This is a genomic window from Novacetimonas cocois (assembly GCF_003311635.1).
In the GTDB taxonomy this organism is placed as follows: Bacteria; Pseudomonadota; Alphaproteobacteria; order Acetobacterales; family Acetobacteraceae; genus Novacetimonas; species Novacetimonas cocois.
Genome location: NZ_QEXL01000007.1, coordinates 17560 through 33098 on the forward strand (window position 1 = coordinate 17560; position 15539 = coordinate 33098).

Annotated in this window: 14 protein-coding genes and 2 tRNA genes; 5 read left to right on the forward strand and 11 right to left on the reverse strand. The window is 63.8% G+C overall.

Features of this window, described 5'->3' with window-relative positions:
• Positions 1–74 precede the first annotated feature (74 nt).
• Together typA and NJLHNGOC_RS06330 are read right to left on the reverse strand one after the other, a co-directional pair.
• Positions 75–1898, reverse strand: coding sequence for a translational GTPase TypA (gene typA / locus NJLHNGOC_RS06325; protein WP_110531101.1), 1824 nt, complete (start codon positions 1896–1898; stop codon positions 75–77).
• A gap of 188 nt (positions 1899–2086) precedes the next feature.
• Positions 2087–3109, reverse strand: a complete 1023-nt coding sequence (locus NJLHNGOC_RS06330) for an adenosine kinase (RefSeq protein ID WP_113595629.1) — start codon at positions 3107–3109, stop codon at positions 2087–2089.
• A 286-nt stretch (positions 3110–3395) separates the two neighbouring features.
• Here NJLHNGOC_RS06330 and NJLHNGOC_RS06335 point away from each other — a divergent pair, with 286 nt between their 5' ends.
• Positions 3396–3983 carry a bactofilin family protein gene (locus NJLHNGOC_RS06335; protein ID WP_408890631.1) on the forward strand — a complete coding sequence of 196 codons (588 nt, stop codon included), beginning with the start codon at positions 3396–3398 and terminating at the stop codon, positions 3981–3983.
• A gap of 196 nt (positions 3984–4179) precedes the next feature.
• On the opposite strand, the gene NJLHNGOC_RS06340 is transcribed toward NJLHNGOC_RS06335, so the two are convergent.
• Together NJLHNGOC_RS06340 and rnd are read right to left on the reverse strand one after the other, a co-directional pair.
• On the reverse strand, positions 4180–4911 hold the full coding sequence (locus NJLHNGOC_RS06340; protein WP_113595631.1) for a GcrA family cell cycle regulator: 732 nt from the start codon (positions 4909–4911) through the stop codon (positions 4180–4182).
• Positions 4912–5056: 145 nt separating this feature from the next.
• Positions 5057–6244 carry a ribonuclease D gene (gene rnd, locus NJLHNGOC_RS06345; RefSeq protein ID WP_113595632.1) on the reverse strand — a complete coding sequence of 396 codons (1188 nt, stop codon included), beginning with the start codon at positions 6242–6244 and terminating at the stop codon, positions 5057–5059.
• 126 nt (positions 6245–6370) lie between these two features.
• Between rnd and queF the strand changes: the two genes are divergently transcribed.
• Positions 6371–6850, forward strand: coding sequence for a preQ(1) synthase (gene queF / locus NJLHNGOC_RS06350; RefSeq protein ID WP_113595746.1), 480 nt, complete (start codon positions 6371–6373; stop codon positions 6848–6850).
• 267 nt (positions 6851–7117) lie between these two features.
• Here queF and atpC read toward each other — a convergent pair whose 3' ends face one another.
• From atpC to NJLHNGOC_RS06385, 7 genes are all read right to left on the reverse strand, one after another.
• A complete protein-coding gene (gene atpC, locus NJLHNGOC_RS06355) occupies positions 7118–7543 on the reverse strand; it encodes an ATP synthase F1 subunit epsilon (protein ID WP_110531089.1) in 426 nt (141 codons plus the stop codon).
• A gap of 31 nt (positions 7544–7574) precedes the next feature.
• Entirely contained in the window at positions 7575–9056 is a 1482-nt protein-coding gene (gene atpD, locus NJLHNGOC_RS06360) for a F0F1 ATP synthase subunit beta (protein ID WP_110531087.1), read from the reverse strand.
• A gap of 31 nt (positions 9057–9087) precedes the next feature.
• Positions 9088–9969, reverse strand: coding sequence for a F0F1 ATP synthase subunit gamma (locus tag NJLHNGOC_RS06365; protein ID WP_113595633.1), 882 nt, complete (start codon positions 9967–9969; stop codon positions 9088–9090).
• 16 nt (positions 9970–9985) lie between these two features.
• A complete protein-coding gene (gene atpA, locus NJLHNGOC_RS06370; protein WP_110531083.1) occupies positions 9986–11524 on the reverse strand; it encodes a F0F1 ATP synthase subunit alpha in 1539 nt (512 codons plus the stop codon).
• The gene (locus NJLHNGOC_RS06375) at positions 11524–12120 is read right to left on the reverse strand and encodes a F0F1 ATP synthase subunit delta (RefSeq protein ID WP_113595634.1); all 597 of its coding nucleotides are present in this window, start codon (positions 12118–12120) and stop codon (positions 11524–11526) included. Before NJLHNGOC_RS06375 ends, atpA begins: the two co-directional genes overlap by 1 nt.
• A 294-nt stretch (positions 12121–12414) precedes the next feature.
• Positions 12415–13929, reverse strand: a complete 1515-nt coding sequence (locus NJLHNGOC_RS06380) for an MFS transporter (protein WP_113595635.1) — start codon at positions 13927–13929, stop codon at positions 12415–12417.
• Between the two features lie 156 nt (positions 13930–14085).
• Positions 14086–14159, reverse strand: a tRNA-Gly gene (locus tag NJLHNGOC_RS06385).
• Between the two features lie 244 nt (positions 14160–14403).
• Between NJLHNGOC_RS06385 and NJLHNGOC_RS06390 the strand changes: the two genes are divergently transcribed.
• From NJLHNGOC_RS06390 to nusG, 3 genes are all read left to right on the forward strand, one after another.
• A tRNA-Trp gene (locus NJLHNGOC_RS06390) sits at positions 14404–14480 on the forward strand.
• Between the two features lie 139 nt (positions 14481–14619).
• Positions 14620–14814, forward strand: a complete 195-nt coding sequence (gene secE / locus NJLHNGOC_RS06395; protein ID WP_040512887.1) for a preprotein translocase subunit SecE — start codon at positions 14620–14622, stop codon at positions 14812–14814.
• 8 nt (positions 14815–14822) lie between these two features.
• Positions 14823–15353 carry a transcription termination/antitermination protein NusG gene (gene nusG, locus NJLHNGOC_RS06400; protein ID WP_110094708.1) on the forward strand — a complete coding sequence of 177 codons (531 nt, stop codon included), beginning with the start codon at positions 14823–14825 and terminating at the stop codon, positions 15351–15353.
• Positions 15354–15539 lie beyond the last annotated feature (186 nt).

Consider the following 15539-nt stretch of genomic DNA (forward strand, 5'->3'; position numbering starts at 1 on the left):
ACCGCAATCACAATCCCCGAAACATTACGAATGGTTGCAACAGGTCTGCGGCACAGTCATGGTCAATGTGAAAATCAGTCCACGGTGCCCGAGCGCTCACGCTTCTTGCGCTCATGCGGGTCGAGGTAGCGCTTGCGGATGCGCACGGCCGACGGCGTGACCTCCACCAGTTCGTCATCCTCGATATACGCGATGGCCTGTTCCAGGTTCATCTTGCGCGGCGGGATCAGCAGCAGGGCCTCGTCCTTGCCGGCGGCGCGGATATTGGTCAGCTTCTTTTCACGGACCGGATTCACTTCCAGGTCGTTTTCACGCGAATGTTCGCCTATGATCATGCCGACATAGACCTTTTCGCCCGCGTCGACGAACAGCGTGCCGCGATCCTGCAGCGAGAACAGCGAATACTGCGTCGTCGCCCCGTCCTCGGACGAAATCAGCGACCCGTTGCGACGGCCCGCGATCGGCCCGACATACGGCTGATAGCCGGAGAACAGGCGGTTCATGATGCCCGAACCGCGCGTGTCGGTCAGGAATTCGCCGTGATAGCCGATCAGCCCGCGAGAGGGGATCTGGAACGTCAGGCGCACCTTGCCACCGCCCGACGGCTGCATGTCCTGCATGATGCCCTTGCGCAGTGCCATCTTCTCAACCACGACGCCCGAATACGGCTCGTCCACGTCGATCAGGACTTCCTCGAACGGTTCCTCGCGCTCGCCGGTTTCCTCGTTCGTGCGGAACAGCACGCGGGGACGGCCGATGGTCAGTTCGAAACCCTCGCGGCGCATCTGCTCGATCAGGACGCCAAGCTGCAGTTCGCCACGGCCCGCGACCTCGAACGCCTCGCTTTCGGGGCTTTCGGAAACGCGGATGGCGATGTTGCCCTCGGTTTCCTTGAACAGGCGGTCGCGGATCTGGCGCGACGTAACCTTCTTGCCCTCGCGACCGCCCAGCGGGCCGTCATTGAGGCGGAAGGTCATCGACAGCGTCGGCGGATCGACGGGGGTGGAGGGCAGCGGCTCCTTCACCTCGAGTGCGGCGATGGTTTCGGGGATCGTCGCTTCCGACAGGCCGGCCACGGCCACGATGTCGCCGGCCTCGACCTCTTCCACCGGCACGCGGTCCAGCCCGCGGAACGACAGCAGCTTGGTCAGGCGACCGGTTTCCACGACGGAACCGTCGGGACGCAGCACATGCACGGGCATGTTCATCTTCGCCGTGCCCTGTTCCACGCGCCCGGTCAGCACGCGGCCAAGGAAGTTGTCATTTTCAAGGATGGTCGCGACCATCGCGAACGGCGCGTCCTTGTTGACCTTCGGCGGCGGGACATGACGCAGGATCAGGTCGAACAGCGGGGAAAGGTCCTTGCGCGGGCCGTCAATTTCCAGATCCGCCCAGCCCTGCCGGCCGGATGCGTAGAGCATGGGGAAATCAAGCTGCTCGTCATTCGCGCCAAGGGCGGCGAACAGGTCGAAAATCTCGTTATGCACCTCGTCCGGGCGGGCGTCGCCACGGTCGATCTTGTTGACCACCACGATGGGCTTCAGCCCACGCGCCAGCGCCTTGCCCACGACGAACTTCGTCTGCGGCAGCGCGCCTTCGGCGGAATCGACCAGAACGACCGCGCCATCGACCATGCTCAGGATACGTTCCACCTCGCCGCCGAAATCGGCATGGCCCGGGGTGTCGATGATGTTGATGCGCGTGTCCTTCCACACCACGGACGTGCACTTGGCCAGGATGGTGATGCCGCGCTCACGCTCCAGGTCATTGCTGTCCATCGCGCGTTCCGCGACGTGCTGGTTTTCGCGGAACGAACCGGACTGTTTCAGAAGCTGGTCAACCAGCGTGGTCTTGCCATGATCGACGTGCGCGATGATGGCGATATTACGGATATCCATAACGGTTGTAACCTGACTTTCCTTGCGGGGGCGCCAAAAGGGCGCGCCGCCCGTGCGGGCAGTTCAGGCCCGAGCGACATGGCGGCATTGTTTGGTGCTGAGGCGTAGATAAAGGGGACTGGCGCGGATTGCACGTGAAACTTCACGTCATCCGCGCATGCCGGTGATGAATTCTGCCCTGCGTGCGATCAGAACCCCATGTCCTGGCGCATGTTGATCAGCGGCCGCGCGCCATAGTGGGAGATGACTTCGGACGCGGCGACGCTGCCCAGGCGGCCGCATTCGGCAAGTTCGCGCCCCGACGTCCACCCGGCAAGGAACCCGGCGGCATAGGCGTCGCCCGCCCCGGTGGTGTCGACCACCTGCGTGCGGACGCTGTCGATGGCGATCTGCTGCTGGTCCTGCACGATCACGCTGCCCTTTTCACTGCGGGTCAGGACGGCGAAATGCGTATCGGCCGACACGTGGCGCAGGGCCTCGTCGAATTCCCTGGCCTGGTACAGCGACAGGATTTCCATCTCGTTGGCAAAAAGGATATCGACATGCCCGCGCACAAGGTCAAGGAACGCGTCGCGATGGCGGTCGACGCAGAACGCATCCGACAGCGACAGCGCGACGCGGCGGCCGGCGGAATGCGCGATTTCGGCGGCACGGCGGAAGGCGGCCTGCGCCTCCGGCCGATCGAACAGGTATCCCTCCATATAGGTCACCTTCGACGCCGTCACGACATCGGGCAGCACGTCATCGGGCCCGAACGCCACGCATGCCCCGAGATAGGTGTTCATCGTGCGCTGCCCGTCCGGGGTGACAAGGATCAGGCAGCTTGCGGTCGGCTGCTGCGCCGCGTCCTTGCCCTTGAGCGGCTGTGACGGGAAATACACGCCCGCCGCCTGCATGTCCGCGGCAAAGGCCCGGCCCGTCGCGTCATCCGCCACCTTGCCCAGATAGGCCACGCGCGCGCCCATGTTCGACGCCACGACGCAGGTATTGGCGGCCGAGCCACCGCCCATTTCCTTTTCCCGCCGGATGGCGCGGCTCAACTCCTCCGCGCGGGGCGCGTCGATCAGCATCATGCCGCCGGGCACCATGTCGTTGGCCTTGAGGAAGGAGGGTTCGACAGGGGCAAGGATATCGACGATCGCGTTGCCGATCCCGAGGATATCGAACCTGCACTCGGTGGCCTGTCCAGAATTTTCCGTGTTCTTTTCCATCTTCGTCTCCCCTTTCCCCGCGTCTTACGGCGTTATTGCGCCAATATCGCCATGAAATAACCAACATTGCGGATAACTAAGTTGCGCATTCGCTATCACCGGGGCAGGGAAACCGCAATGGCGGCATGTTTTTCACCGCTGCGACATGACGTACGCCCTTGTCGCGAATACATGCGCGCGTATAACAAAAACAGAAAGGTAGGGCATGCCTGTCCGGTCCGAAAGCGATGACCGATCCGGACTATTCCCAGCACCGGATTACACAGCCAGATGAAGCGGGGTAATATTGTTCAGACGTCGTAAGCCAGAAGAGACCAAGCCGCCGGTCAAGCCTCAGGCAGCCACTCCGCAAGCCGCGCGCCCAGCGCCTTCTTCCACATCAGCCAACAAGGAAAACGCGCCGATGGCCCGTCCCCCTTTCCCCCCGACACCGAACACGTCTCCTGCCGCAGGTGGCGTGCGCCCCGGCGCCTCGGCCCCCGGCGCGAAAAAGGATAATGACCGCCGCACCCTCGTCGTGGGTCGTGGCATCAGCGTCCAGGGCACCATCCAGGACGCCGAACGCCTGGTGGTGGAGGGAACGGTTGAATCTTCCATGATCAACGCCTCCGAACTGCAGATCGCCCATGGCGGTATCTTCAAGGGCGAGGTCGAGGTCGAAGACGCCGAACTGGCCGGGACCATCGATGGCAAGCTGACGGTGCGCGGCAGCCTGACGATCCGTTCGACCGGTCGCCTGCTGGGCACGGCAAAGTGCCGCCGCCTGAAGGTCGAGGACGGTGGTCAGGTTTCCGGCCAGCTGGAAATGATCAGCACCCCCGCCCCGGTGGAACCGCCGGCCGCGGCCCCGCAGCCCAAGCCCGCCACGCCCTGAGGCCGGCCAGCCCTGCCCGACCATGATGCCCGTCCCGCACGGGCATCACGGTCCGCCCGCGCGACGCCATGCAATCGGGGCGCCACGCAGTCCGGGCGTCAGGAACAACCGGGTGCCATGAAAAAAGCCGCCGGAACGTCATGTTCCCGGCGGCTTTTTCATGCCCGCATGTCACGGGGTCATGTCATCGGCAATATCAGGCGACGTTATCGCGACGGTCGCGCAGCTTTACATACGCAAGCTGCGCATGCTCGGCGCAATAGGGCTTGCCCGGCAGTGGCGTTGCGCCACAGAAATGAAAGCCCGGCGTTCCCGGATCGCCCAGCGGCCAGCAGCAGGACTGGCTGCTGCGACGGCGCGGCGGGGTCGGGGCATGCGCCGCGGCGCGTTCGGCACGCGGGGTCGCGGCCTTGCGTGCCGGCTTGGCCGGGGCCGGTTCCTCAGCCTTGGGCGCGACGGGCGGAGTCGCCGGGGCCGCGGCTTTCTGGGCCGCGGGGGCAACCTGGGTGGGCTGCGCTGCGGGAGCGGACGCGACAGGAGCAGATGCGACGGGGGCGCTGGCTGGCGGTGCCACCACAGGTTCGGCCGGCGCGGGCGTTGCCGCAGGCGTGGCGGTGGCCGGGGCTGCTTCCGCCCGGGCCGGGTGCGCCGCCACAACAGGTGCCGGTCCGGCGGCCACGGGGGCGACAGGTACAGCGGCTGGTGCCTCGACCGCGGCGGGGGCGGGCGTCGCGGCGGCGGCCTTTTCCGCAGCCTTGCCACCCCGGCGAATGGGCGACGGGCGTGGTTTCAGACCCAGCCGATGCGCCTTTCCCACGACCGCGTTCTTGGTCACTGCCAACTGACGGCCGATTTCCGCCGTTGACAGTCCCTGCTGCCACAGGTCGCGAAGACGCGCGATCGTCTCCTCGGTCCATTCCATCGCCATCGCTCACACTCCATTACGCGGAATTGGGGGCAAAATAGGCTTATATTGTGGGTGACTCAACCGGCCAGACACAAAATATTGTGGACAAGACTGCACATAACCTGTTCGCAACCACGGGAAAACCCGGGGGATAACCCCGTCAGGATCAGGCGCGTATCAGCCGTATCGCCCCGTTTTCCACCCCCAGTGTCAGTTCGCCTGCCTTCAGCGCCAGCGCCTGCGTCCCGAAAACCTCGCGCCGCCATCCCTGCAGGGCCGGAATCTCCGGCGCGTCTTCCAGCGCAAGGCGATCGATATCATCGGCCGACGCCACCAGCTTTGGCGCCACGCGATGCCGTTCGCAGCATGCCGCCAGCAATACCTTGAGCATCGCCACCAACGCCGCCGATGGCCGGGGCGTGTCCTTGCCCCGTCCCTTTGGCGGGCGCGGCAGGCTGGCATCGGGTTCACGCCGCGCGACCGCGATCGCCTCCAGCAGGCCCTGCCCGCTGCGTCCCTCGGCAAAGCCGCGCGAAATGCCACGCACGCGCGCCAGCCCGTCGACATCACCGGGGCCGGTGGCCGCGATTTCCATCAGGCTTTCATCCTTGACCAGACGCTGGCGCGGGACGTTGACGCGCTGTGCCTCGCGCTCCCGCCATGCCGCGATGGCGCGCAGCATGCCCAGCATGCGGCGGTTGCTGGTGCGCGGACGCATCCGTTCCCACAATGTCTCGGGGTCGGGGCGGAAGGTCGCGGGGGAATTGAGGACGTCCATCTCCGCCGTCATCCAGTCCTGTCGCCCTTCCCGTTCCAGCTGCGCCACCAGCCGCAGATAGACATCGCGCAGGTACGTGACGTCCGCCGCGGCGTAGCTGATCTGCGCCGGCGAAAGCGGACGCGCGGCCCAGTCGGAAAAACGGTGCGACTTGTCTATCTGCGCGCCCAGAAGGGAGGAGACGAGGTTGTCATACCCCACCTGATCCCCATATCCCGCGACCATCGCCGCGACCTGCGTGTCAAACAGCGGCTGCGGCAGGCGGTCGAACAGGTGCAGGAAAATCTCCAGATCCTGACGGGCGGCATGGAACACCTTGATAACGTTTTCATCCGCAAGGAGTTCACCCAGCGAGGACAGGTCCATGCCCGGCGCCAGCGCATCGACCACCACCACTTCGTCCGCGCCCGCCAGCTGCACCAGGCACAGTTCGGGCCAGTACGTGCGTTCACGCACGAATTCCGTGTCGATGGTGATGAAGGGTTCGCGGCGAAGGCGCGCGGTCACCGCGTTCAGGTCGGCTGTCGTGGTCACAAGGACCGGATCGGGAAATTCGGTTCGGGATGCAGGTGCCATGCCTTGTGTGTTATCACGTGCCGCAGGCTTGCGACAGCAGGCAAAATGACATGGCAATCCATTGACGCCGCCATATCCCGTCCGCCATCACGCGGCCATTACGTGAACCATGGAAAGAACACGCCCATGACATCCCCCACCCCGTCCGATGATGGCAGCCAGGTCCTGACGCAGCTGGGACGCAACACGGCCCAGCCCGCCAGCCCGGAAGAAGCCGTGCTGGAACGCGTCCCCGCGCCGGACCCGGACAAACGTTACGTCGTCCGCTTTACCGCGCCGGAATTCACCTCGCTGTGCCCCGTCACGGGACAGCCGGATTTCGCGCATATCGTCATCGACTACATCCCCGGCAAATGGATCGTGGAAAGCAAGTCGCTGAAGCTGTTCCTGACCAGTTTCCGCAATCATGGCGCGTTTCACGAAAAATGCTCCATGCAGATCGCAACCACCCTTGTCGATCTGCTCGACCCCGTATGGCTGCGGATCGGGGCCTACTGGTATCCGCGCGGCGGCATGCCCATCGATGTCTTCTGGCAGACCGGAACCCCGCCCGAAGGTACATGGATCCCGTCGCAGGACGTCCCCGGATATCGCGGGCGCGGCTGACAACCAGACCCGGCAATGTCCTGAAACTACAAAAAGTTTTTGGTGAAGCTTTTTGCAAAAAGCTTTGAAAGACATCGCCTTTTTGAAAAAAGGCGATACCCAAAAACTTCTGTTATTTTTCCGCAAGGGACTGTTTTCAGGCAGCCCCCAAAAGCCGATCGGGAAACATCCTGACGCCCCGTGGAACGGTTCAGGAACCTGCCAAAAAAAAACGGCGCCCGCTATGGGGCGCCGTTTTCCTGACTGATCAGGCCGGAAACCGCGATATCAGATCGACATCTCAGGCGTGGCGCTGTTGGCGGCCTCGATTTCCGCGCGGGCGGACTGCATCTTGTCCATCAGGATATCCAGCGCAGGGACATTCATCTTGTCCGCCTCGTCATAGGATTTTTCCAGAGCGGCCAGACGGGATTCCGCATCGGTCGCGGAAAGTTCCGTAACCGGCGTCGCGTGGTCCGCCAGAATGGTGCAGTGGTCCGGCGTCATATCGGCAAACCCGCCCGACACGAAGAAACGATGGGCGATGGCATCGCCCTCGTAAATCTCGACAACGCCACCGCGCAGCATCAGCATCAGCGGCGCATGCTCGGGCATCGCGGCGATATCGCCCTCGGACCCGGGCATGACCACCATGTCAGCCTTGTGGGAGAAAAGGATTTTCTCCGGGCTGACAATCTCGACCTTAATCGGCATGGTCTGTCTTCCTTGCGTCAGGGGCCAGTAATCAGGCCGATTCCTTCATCTTTTCGGCCTTGGCCACCGCTTCCTCGATCGCGCCGACCATGTAGAACGCGCTTTCGGGCAGGTGATCGTATTCGCCGGCGACAATCGCCTTGAACGAACGCACGGTATCAGCCAGCGCAACCAGCTTGCCCGGCGCGCCGGTGAACACTTCGGCCACATGGAACGGCTGCGACAGGAAACGCTGGATACGACGCGCGCGCGCCACCACCAGCTTGTCGTCTTCCGACAGCTCATCCATGCCCAGGATGGCAATGATGTCCTGCAGCGACTTGTAGGTCTGCAGGATGCGCTGCACGTCGCGCGCCACCTGGTAATGTTCGTCGCCCACGATTTTCGGATCCAGCGAGCGCGAGGTCGAATCCAGCGGGTCAACCGCGGGATAGATGCCCATTTCCGCGATGGAACGGTTCAGCACCGTCGTCGCGTCAAGATGGGCGAACGTCGCGGCAGGCGCCGGGTCGGTCAGGTCATCGGCAGGAACGTAAACGGCCTGCACCGAGGTGATCGACCCCTTCTTGGTGGAGGTGATGCGTTCCTGCAGCGCGCCCATTTCGGTCGCCAGCGTCGGCTGGTAACCCACGGCGGAAGGAATACGGCCCAGCAGCGCGGACACTTCGGCGCCGGCCTGCGTGAAGCGGAAGATGTTGTCCACGAAGAACAGCACGTCCTGACCTTCGACATCGCGGAAATATTCCGCGACCGTCACGCCGGACAGCGCCACGCGGGCACGCGCGCCCGGCGGCTCGTTCATCTGGCCATAGACCAGCGCAACCTTGGAACCCGCGGTGGAATCACCATCGAGCTTGATGACGCCCGCATCCTGCATTTCGTAATACAGGTCGTTACCTTCACGGGTACGTTCACCGACACCGGCAAAGACGGACACGCCGCCATGCGCCTTGGCGATGTTGTTGATCAGTTCCTGGATGATGACCGTCTTGCCGACGCCCGCACCACCGAACAGGCCGACCTTGCCGCCCTTGAGGTAGGGACAGAGCAGGTCGACGACCTTGATGCCGGTCGGCAGGATTTCGGTCGCGGCGGCCTGTTCGTCAAAGGCCGGGGCCGCGCGGTGGATCGGCGAACGGCCCTTCGCCTGGATCGGGCCACGATCGTCGATCGGCTCACCGATGACATTGAGGATACGGCCCAGCGTGCCCGGTCCGACCGGCACGGTGATCTGCGTGCCCGTGGCGACGACCTCGGTCCCGCGGCTCAGGCCGTCGGTCGTGTCCATCGCGATGCAGCGGACTTCGTGTTCGCCGATTTCCTGCGCGACCTCGAGCACCAGCGTCTGGCCATTGAGCGAGACATGCAGCGCATCGAGGATGTGCGGCAGCGTGCCTTCGAACTGGACATCGACGACGGCGCCGCGGATCTGCGTCACACGGCCGACGACGTTGCTTTTCTGCGACTGCCCCTGTGTGGAGACAGGAGCCTCGTGAGTTGTGGTTTCCGACATGGGACAGCTCCTGGAGCGTGGAGACCGATCTTCAGACTGCCTGGGCGCCCGAAATGATCTCGATCAGTTCATTGGTGATGTTGGTCTGGCGGGTGCGGTTATAGGTCAGCGTCAGCCGGTCGATGGCCTTGCCCGCGTTACGCGTGGCACTATCCATCGCCGTCATCCGCGCGCCGTTTTCACCCGCGGCGGTTTCAAGCATGGTCGCATAAAGCTGGACCTGCAGGTTGCGTGGCAGCAGTCGCGACAGCAGCGCGCCCTCGTCCGGCTCGAACTCGTACTGCGCGGTCTCGTCGCCCGCGTCATTGTCGTTGCCCGGCAGCGCCAGCGGAATCAGCTGCATTTCCGTCGGGATCTGCGACATGACGTTCTGGAAGCGGTTGTATATCAGCGTGCAGACGTCGAATTCATCCCGGTCCAGCATGCCGGAAATCCGTTCGCCCAGGTCGGAGGCAACCTTGAACGAGACTTCCTTGCCCGACGACATGTGGATGTGCCCGACAATCAGGTCGGCAAAATCGCGCTGCAGGTATTCATATGTCTTACGCCCGACCGGCAGCAGACGCACGGTCTTGCCCTCGGCCTGCAGCTTCAGGATCATGTCGCGCGTCTTGCGGTTGATGTTGGCGTTGAAGGCCCCGGCAAGACCACGGTCGCTCGACATCGGTATCAGCAGGTGGGTGGTGTCACCCCCCGTGCCGGACAGCAGCTTGGGCTGGCCGCCCTCGCCCGCCATGCTGCGGGCAACCTCGGCGAGCATGCGGCGCATCGCGTCGGCATAGGGACGCGCCGCCGCCGCGCGGGTTTCAGCCCGACGCAGCTTGGCCGCGGCGACCATTTTCATCGCGCTGGTGATCTTTCGCGTCGATTTGACGCTGCCGATCCTTGCGCGCAGTTCCTTCAGGGAAGCCATGGATGCGCGTTCTTCCTCAGTTGACGAACTGACGGCCGAACGTCGTCAGGAAATCGTTCAGTCGGCTTTCGATATCCTTGGTCAGCTGACGCTGGGTCCGGATGGATTCGAGGATGTCCTTGCCCGCCGAACGCACTTCCTCAAGCAGACGCTTTTCATAGGTCGTGACCTCGTTCACCGGCACGGCATCGATATAGCCACGGGTGCCCGCGAACAGGACAACCACCTGCTCCTCGACCGAAAGCGGGGAGGTTTCGGGCTGCTTGAGCAGCTCGACAAGGCGCGCGCCACGGGCAAGCTGCTTCTGCGTCGCGGGATCAAGGTCCGATGCGAACTGCGAGAAGGCGGCCATTTCGCGATACTGCGCCAGTTCCAGCTTGATCTTGCCGGCAACCTGCTTCATCGCCTTGATCTGCGCGGCGGAACCGACGCGCGACACGGAACCGCCAACGTTCACCGCCGGGCGGATGCCGCGATAGAACAGGTCGGTTTCAAGGAACACCTGACCGTCGGTGATGGAAATCACGTTGGTCGGGATATAGGCCGACACGTCGCCAGCCTGCGTCTCGATCACCGGAAGCGCCGTCAGCGAACCCGCGCCGAACTTGTCGGACATCTTTGCGGCGCGTTCCAGCAGGCGCGAATGCAGGTAGAACACGTCACCCGGATACGCTTCACGTCCCGGCGGACGACGCAGCAGCAGCGACATCTGGCGATAGGCGACGGCCTGCTTGGACAGGTCATCATACACGATCAGGGCATGCATGCCGTTGTCGCGGAAATATTCACCCATGGAGCACGCGGCATACGGCGCCAGATACTGCATCGGGGCCGGGTCGGACGCGGTGGCCGCCACGACGATGGAATATTCCATCGCGCCGGTTTCCTCCAGCGTGCGGACCAGCTGCGCCACGGTCGAACGCTTCTGCCCGATCGCGACATAGATGCAGTACAGCGACTTGGATTCGTCACCCAGGGCATTGACGCTCTTCTGATTGACGATGGTGTCGATCAGGATCGCGGTCTTGCCGGTCTGGCGGTCACCGATGATCAGCTCACGCTGGCCGCGCCCGATGGGCACCAGCGCGTCGATGGCCTTGATGCCGGTCTGCATCGGCTCGCTGACGGACTGGCGCGGCATGATGCCGGGTGCCTTGATTTCCGCGCGCTTGTTGATGATTTCGCCAACCAGCGGCCCCTTGCCGTCGATCGGGTTGCCCAGACCGTCGACCACGCGGCCCAGCAGGGCCTTGCCGGTCGGGACCTCGACCACCTTGCCGGTACGCGCGACGGTGTCGCCTTCGCGCATGGAGGTGTCATCGCCGAAGATGACGACGCCGACATTGTCGTTTTCGAGGTTCAGCGCCATGCCATGCTGGCCGCTGGCGGGGAAGACCAGCATTTCGCCGGCTTCGACGTTCTGCAGCCCGTAAACACGGGCGATGCCGTCACCAACCGACAGGATGGTGCCGGTTTCGGCAACATCGACAGCCTGGTCGAACGTGGCGATCTGCTGCTTGAGGATATCCGAAATCTCGGAGGGGCGGATTTCCATCACGCGGCTCCCTTCATGGCATGATGCAGGCGGGTAAGGCGGGATCTGAGGCTGGTATCATACAGGCGGGCGCCTATGCGCACGACCAGACCGCCCAGCAGCGCCGCGTCAACACGCTCCTGGATATTGACTTTGGAATAGCCGGCCTCGGCGAGGCGGCCGCGAAGCTGTGCGCGCTGCACGTCGTTGAGGGGATGGGCGGACACGACGTCCGCCACCACCTCGCCCCGGCGGGCAGCGGCAATTGCCGCCAGGGCGGCGAGAATTTCACGAAGATGCGGCAGGCGGCGGTTTGCCGCCACCACGCCGACGAAATCACGGATCAGGGGATCGAAACCCTCCTTGTCCAGCACCGCAATCAGCGCGCGCGTGGACTGGCGGATGTCAAGGGTGCGATCAACCAGCACCGCGGACAGGTCCGCGCTCTGGTCCAGCATGGAGGACAGGGCCTTTGCCTGATCCAGCACGAGGTCGAGCTTCTGCTGGTCGGAGGCAAGGTCATAGAGCGCCGTCGCATAACGGCCCGCAAGACCATTGGCAATGGAGGCGATTGGTATTGAGGTCGTTCCAGTCGAATCCACTGTCCGCTTTTCCAATCCAGAATCGTGGGTCACACAAACACACTGCAGGCCCCGGAACACGACCGCCCCAGCCACTGCTGGCGCGGCTCTAGCACGCTGCGTTGACCCACGCAACCGGCACCATACCTGCCGCGCACCACAAAATCCATCGCGCGCCCGACCCGGCCGTCCGGCAGGTCACGCCACCGTCCCACAGCGGGTCGTAGCATACATATCCACCCCCGCTTCGGAAATAGAGTTCATGAACGATTCGTCACGAATATCCCGCCTTACGTTGCACATTACGCATCGCAGTCATGCGCCATTCGATCAGGCGCGGCGTGACGCCCCGCCCGCCATGCCCCGGCCTGCCATGTCCCCGGCCTCCGCCCCGGCCAGCACGGCCGCCACCGCTTTGGTGCTGGCGCGCGCCCGCGCGCTGGTGACGACAATGCCGATCACCCCGATCAGGATGGCCGCCACCAGCATCGCCCACCACACGGCATGCGTCGCCCGCGCGAACGCCGCCCACTGGACCGCCCCGATCTGCCCCGTCGGCGCGCCGGTCATCGTGCCCGACAGCGCGATGCCCAGCAGCACCCCGATCTGACGGCTGGTGGAGGCCAGCGCCGCCGCCACCCCCGCCTGCGTGCGCGGCATGCCGGAGACGGCGGCATTGGTGATCGGGGCATTGCACATCCCGAATCCGCAGCCACACAGGCCATACGCCACCAGCAGCACCGCAAGCGGCGTCGCATCCGATAGATCCGTCAGCAGCAGGGCGCTGACGCCAAATCCCGCGGCGGAAACCAGCAGCGGCAGGCGCGCGCCCACCTGCCCCACCAGCCGTCCCGACAGGGGGGAGCAGATGCTGCTGCACACCGCGAACGGCAGCGTGCACAGCCCCGCATGCAGCGCCGACATCCCGCGCGAACCCTGGAGATAGAGGGTATTGAGGAACAGGAACGCGCTGAAGACCGCAAAGGCGAGGATGGCGGTCACGATCGCCCCGGAAAAGGGCAGCGCATGGAAAAACCGCAGATCCACCAGCGGCGCGGGACTGCGCTGTTCCACGATCACGAAGCCGATCATCGCAAGGACGCCCAGCGACAGGAACCCAACGATGACCGGATTGCCCCAGCCGAGGTCACGCGCCTCGATCAGGGCGGCCGTCAGCATCGCCAGCGTTACCATCACCAGCAGCTGCCCCGGCCCGTCGAACGAGCGCGTGCGCGGCCCGTGGGATTCGGGGATGAAACGCAGGCTGAGGAAAATCCCGATGATCCCGATGGGCACATTGACCCAGAACACCGCCTGCCAGCTGACCCAGTGGACAAGGATGCCCCCCACCACCGGCCCCAGCGCCAGCGCGACGCCGGACGTGCCGCCCCATATCCCGATGGCCTGCGCCCGCGCGCGCGGATCGGTAAAGACGTTCGCGATGATAGACAGCGCCACGGGGTTGAGCATCGCGCCGCCGATTCCCTGCAGCATGCGCGCGAACACCAGGAACGGGATCGACCCCGACAGCGCGCACAGCATCGATCCCCCGCAGAACACCGCGATCCCGGCGACAAAGACGCGCCGCCGCCCCACCCGGTCGGCGATCGCGCCCATCAGCACCAGCAGGCTGGCGACCATCAGGGTATAGCCGTCGACCACCCATTGCAGGGTGGAAAAGCTGCCGTGCAGGGCGACGCGGATGGAGGGCAGCGCCACGTTGACGATGGTCACGTCCATCATCACCAGCAACAGGCTGAGGCAGCACGTCACCAGCACAATGGTCGGATGAATCGCGGCAGGACGGGACGCCCCGGTGCGCGTGGGGGGATTGGTGGGGGTCATGGCGTGGTCGGGTTCCCGTCGGTCGGAAGCTGCCCGCGGCCGCAGGGCCCGTTGGGGAGGACCCAGCCCGGCCACCCGGCATTTCCGGGACGAAACCCGTTCCGTGCGAAGCGGGAGCCACACTCATAGATATATGCTTGAAGGATAACGAAGGAATGGAGCGGGCGAAGGGAATCGAACCCTCCTCAGAAGCTTGGAAGGCTACTGCATTACCACTATGCTACGCCCGCCCATTTCGGGGCATGTATAATGCGCGGCGATGACGCATGGCAAGTCCCGATGACGCGACCATGTCACTTTCATCGGGACGGGGAACGTTTTTTTTACCCCCGTGCATGAAATCATCCACGCCCCCTTGACTTTCTCCGTCAGTCGTATTCTTTTCCGCTTCACTGTGCCGGGTACGCATGGGCAGGCCGGAAGGATCGGAACAACGGTTCCGTTGCGATCCGGCCACGTCGATAGCGGCTTTGCAGGGGTGTAGCTCAATTGGCTAGAGCGCCGGTCTCCAAAACCGGAGGTTGCGGGTTCGAGACCCTCCACCCCTGCCATTCTCCGGTCGGGATCATTCCCCCCCTTCCGGCTTGGCATGTTTTGGTCAGGACAACGCCGTGCTGACCGGATTTCAGGCCCCCGCGCCAGCCGGGCACCCCCGGTCAGGCGCGTCGGGTGTTGCAGGAAGGATGTTTCGTGTCGGTCAGTCCCGCGAAATTTGTAGAAGAAGTCCGCGCCGAGGCGAAAAAGGTCACGTGGCCCACGCGCCGCGCGACCCTGATGACGACGGGCGCGGTTCTGGCGATGGCCGGGCTGGCATCGGTATTTTTCTTCCTCGTCGACGAGGTGATCGGCCTTGGCGTGCGTAAACTATTTGGACTGGGAGGCTGAGTTCAGCCATGGCCAAGCGGTGGTATGTCATCCACGTCTATTCGGGTTTTGAAAAGAAAATCGCCCAGCACATCAAGGAACAGGCCGCCCAGAAGGGGCTGGCCGACCATTTCGGGGAAATCCTTGTGCCGTCCGAGGAAGTGACCGAGGTCCGTCGCGGCCAGAAGGTCAATTCGGAACGCAAGTTCTTTCCCGGCTACGTGCTGGTCAACATGGAACTGACGGACGAGGCGTGGCACCTGGTCAAGGACACGCCGAAGGTGACCGGCTTCCTGGGCAGCAAGACCAAGCCCTCCCCCATTCCCAAGGTCGAGGCCGAGCGGATCATGAAGCAGGCGCAGGAAGGCGTCGAGCGCGTGCGTCCCTCCGTCACGTTCGAGGTGGGCGAGCAGATCCGCGTGGCGGACGGCCCGTTCACGTCCTTCAACGGCACGATCGAGGAAGTGGACGAGGAAAAGGGCCGCCTGACCGTCAGCGTTTCGATCTTCGGACGCTCCACGCCGGTGGACCTGGAATACAATCAGGTGGAAAAGGTCTGATCCTTTTCCATCCTGCGATGTTTTGAGACAAAGGCACCCTTCGCGGTGCCTTTTTTCATGTCCGCGCCCCAAGGCCGGCAACACACTGAAGTCATGAAAGTTTTTGGTGAAGTTTTTTGTAAAAAGCTTCAAAAGACGCCGCCTTTTTAAAAAAATCCGGCACCCAAAAACTTTTGTTCTTTATTA

Bases quoted from the DNA above. Each gene is read 5' to 3' on its own strand.
- typA (WP_110531101.1), bottom strand. From the start codon at position 1,898: ATGGATATCCGTAATATCGCCATCATCGCGCACGTCGATCATGGCAAG.
- NJLHNGOC_RS06330 (WP_113595629.1), bottom strand. From the start codon at position 3,109: ATGGAAAAGAACACGGAAAATTCTGGACAGGCCACCGAGTGCAGGTTC.
- NJLHNGOC_RS06340 (WP_113595631.1), bottom strand. From the start codon at position 4,911: ATGGCGATGGAATGGACCGAGGAGACGATCGCGCGTCTTCGCGACCTG.
- rnd (WP_113595632.1), bottom strand. From the start codon at position 6,244: ATGGCACCTGCATCCCGAACCGAATTTCCCGATCCGGTCCTTGTGACC.
- queF (WP_113595746.1), top strand. From the start codon at position 6,371: ATGACATCCCCCACCCCGTCCGATGATGGCAGCCAGGTCCTGACGCAG.
- atpC (WP_110531089.1), bottom strand. From the start codon at position 7,543: ATGCCGATTAAGGTCGAGATTGTCAGCCCGGAGAAAATCCTTTTCTCC.
- atpD (WP_110531087.1), bottom strand. From the start codon at position 9,056: ATGTCGGAAACCACAACTCACGAGGCTCCTGTCTCCACACAGGGGCAG.
- NJLHNGOC_RS06365 (WP_113595633.1), bottom strand. From the start codon at position 9,969: ATGGCTTCCCTGAAGGAACTGCGCGCAAGGATCGGCAGCGTCAAATCG.
- atpA (WP_110531083.1), bottom strand. From the start codon at position 11,524: ATGGAAATCCGCCCCTCCGAGATTTCGGATATCCTCAAGCAGCAGATC.
- NJLHNGOC_RS06380 (WP_113595635.1), bottom strand. From the start codon at position 13,929: ATGACCCCCACCAATCCCCCCACGCGCACCGGGGCGTCCCGTCCTGCC.
- nusG (WP_110094708.1), top strand. From the start codon at position 14,823: ATGGCCAAGCGGTGGTATGTCATCCACGTCTATTCGGGTTTTGAAAAG.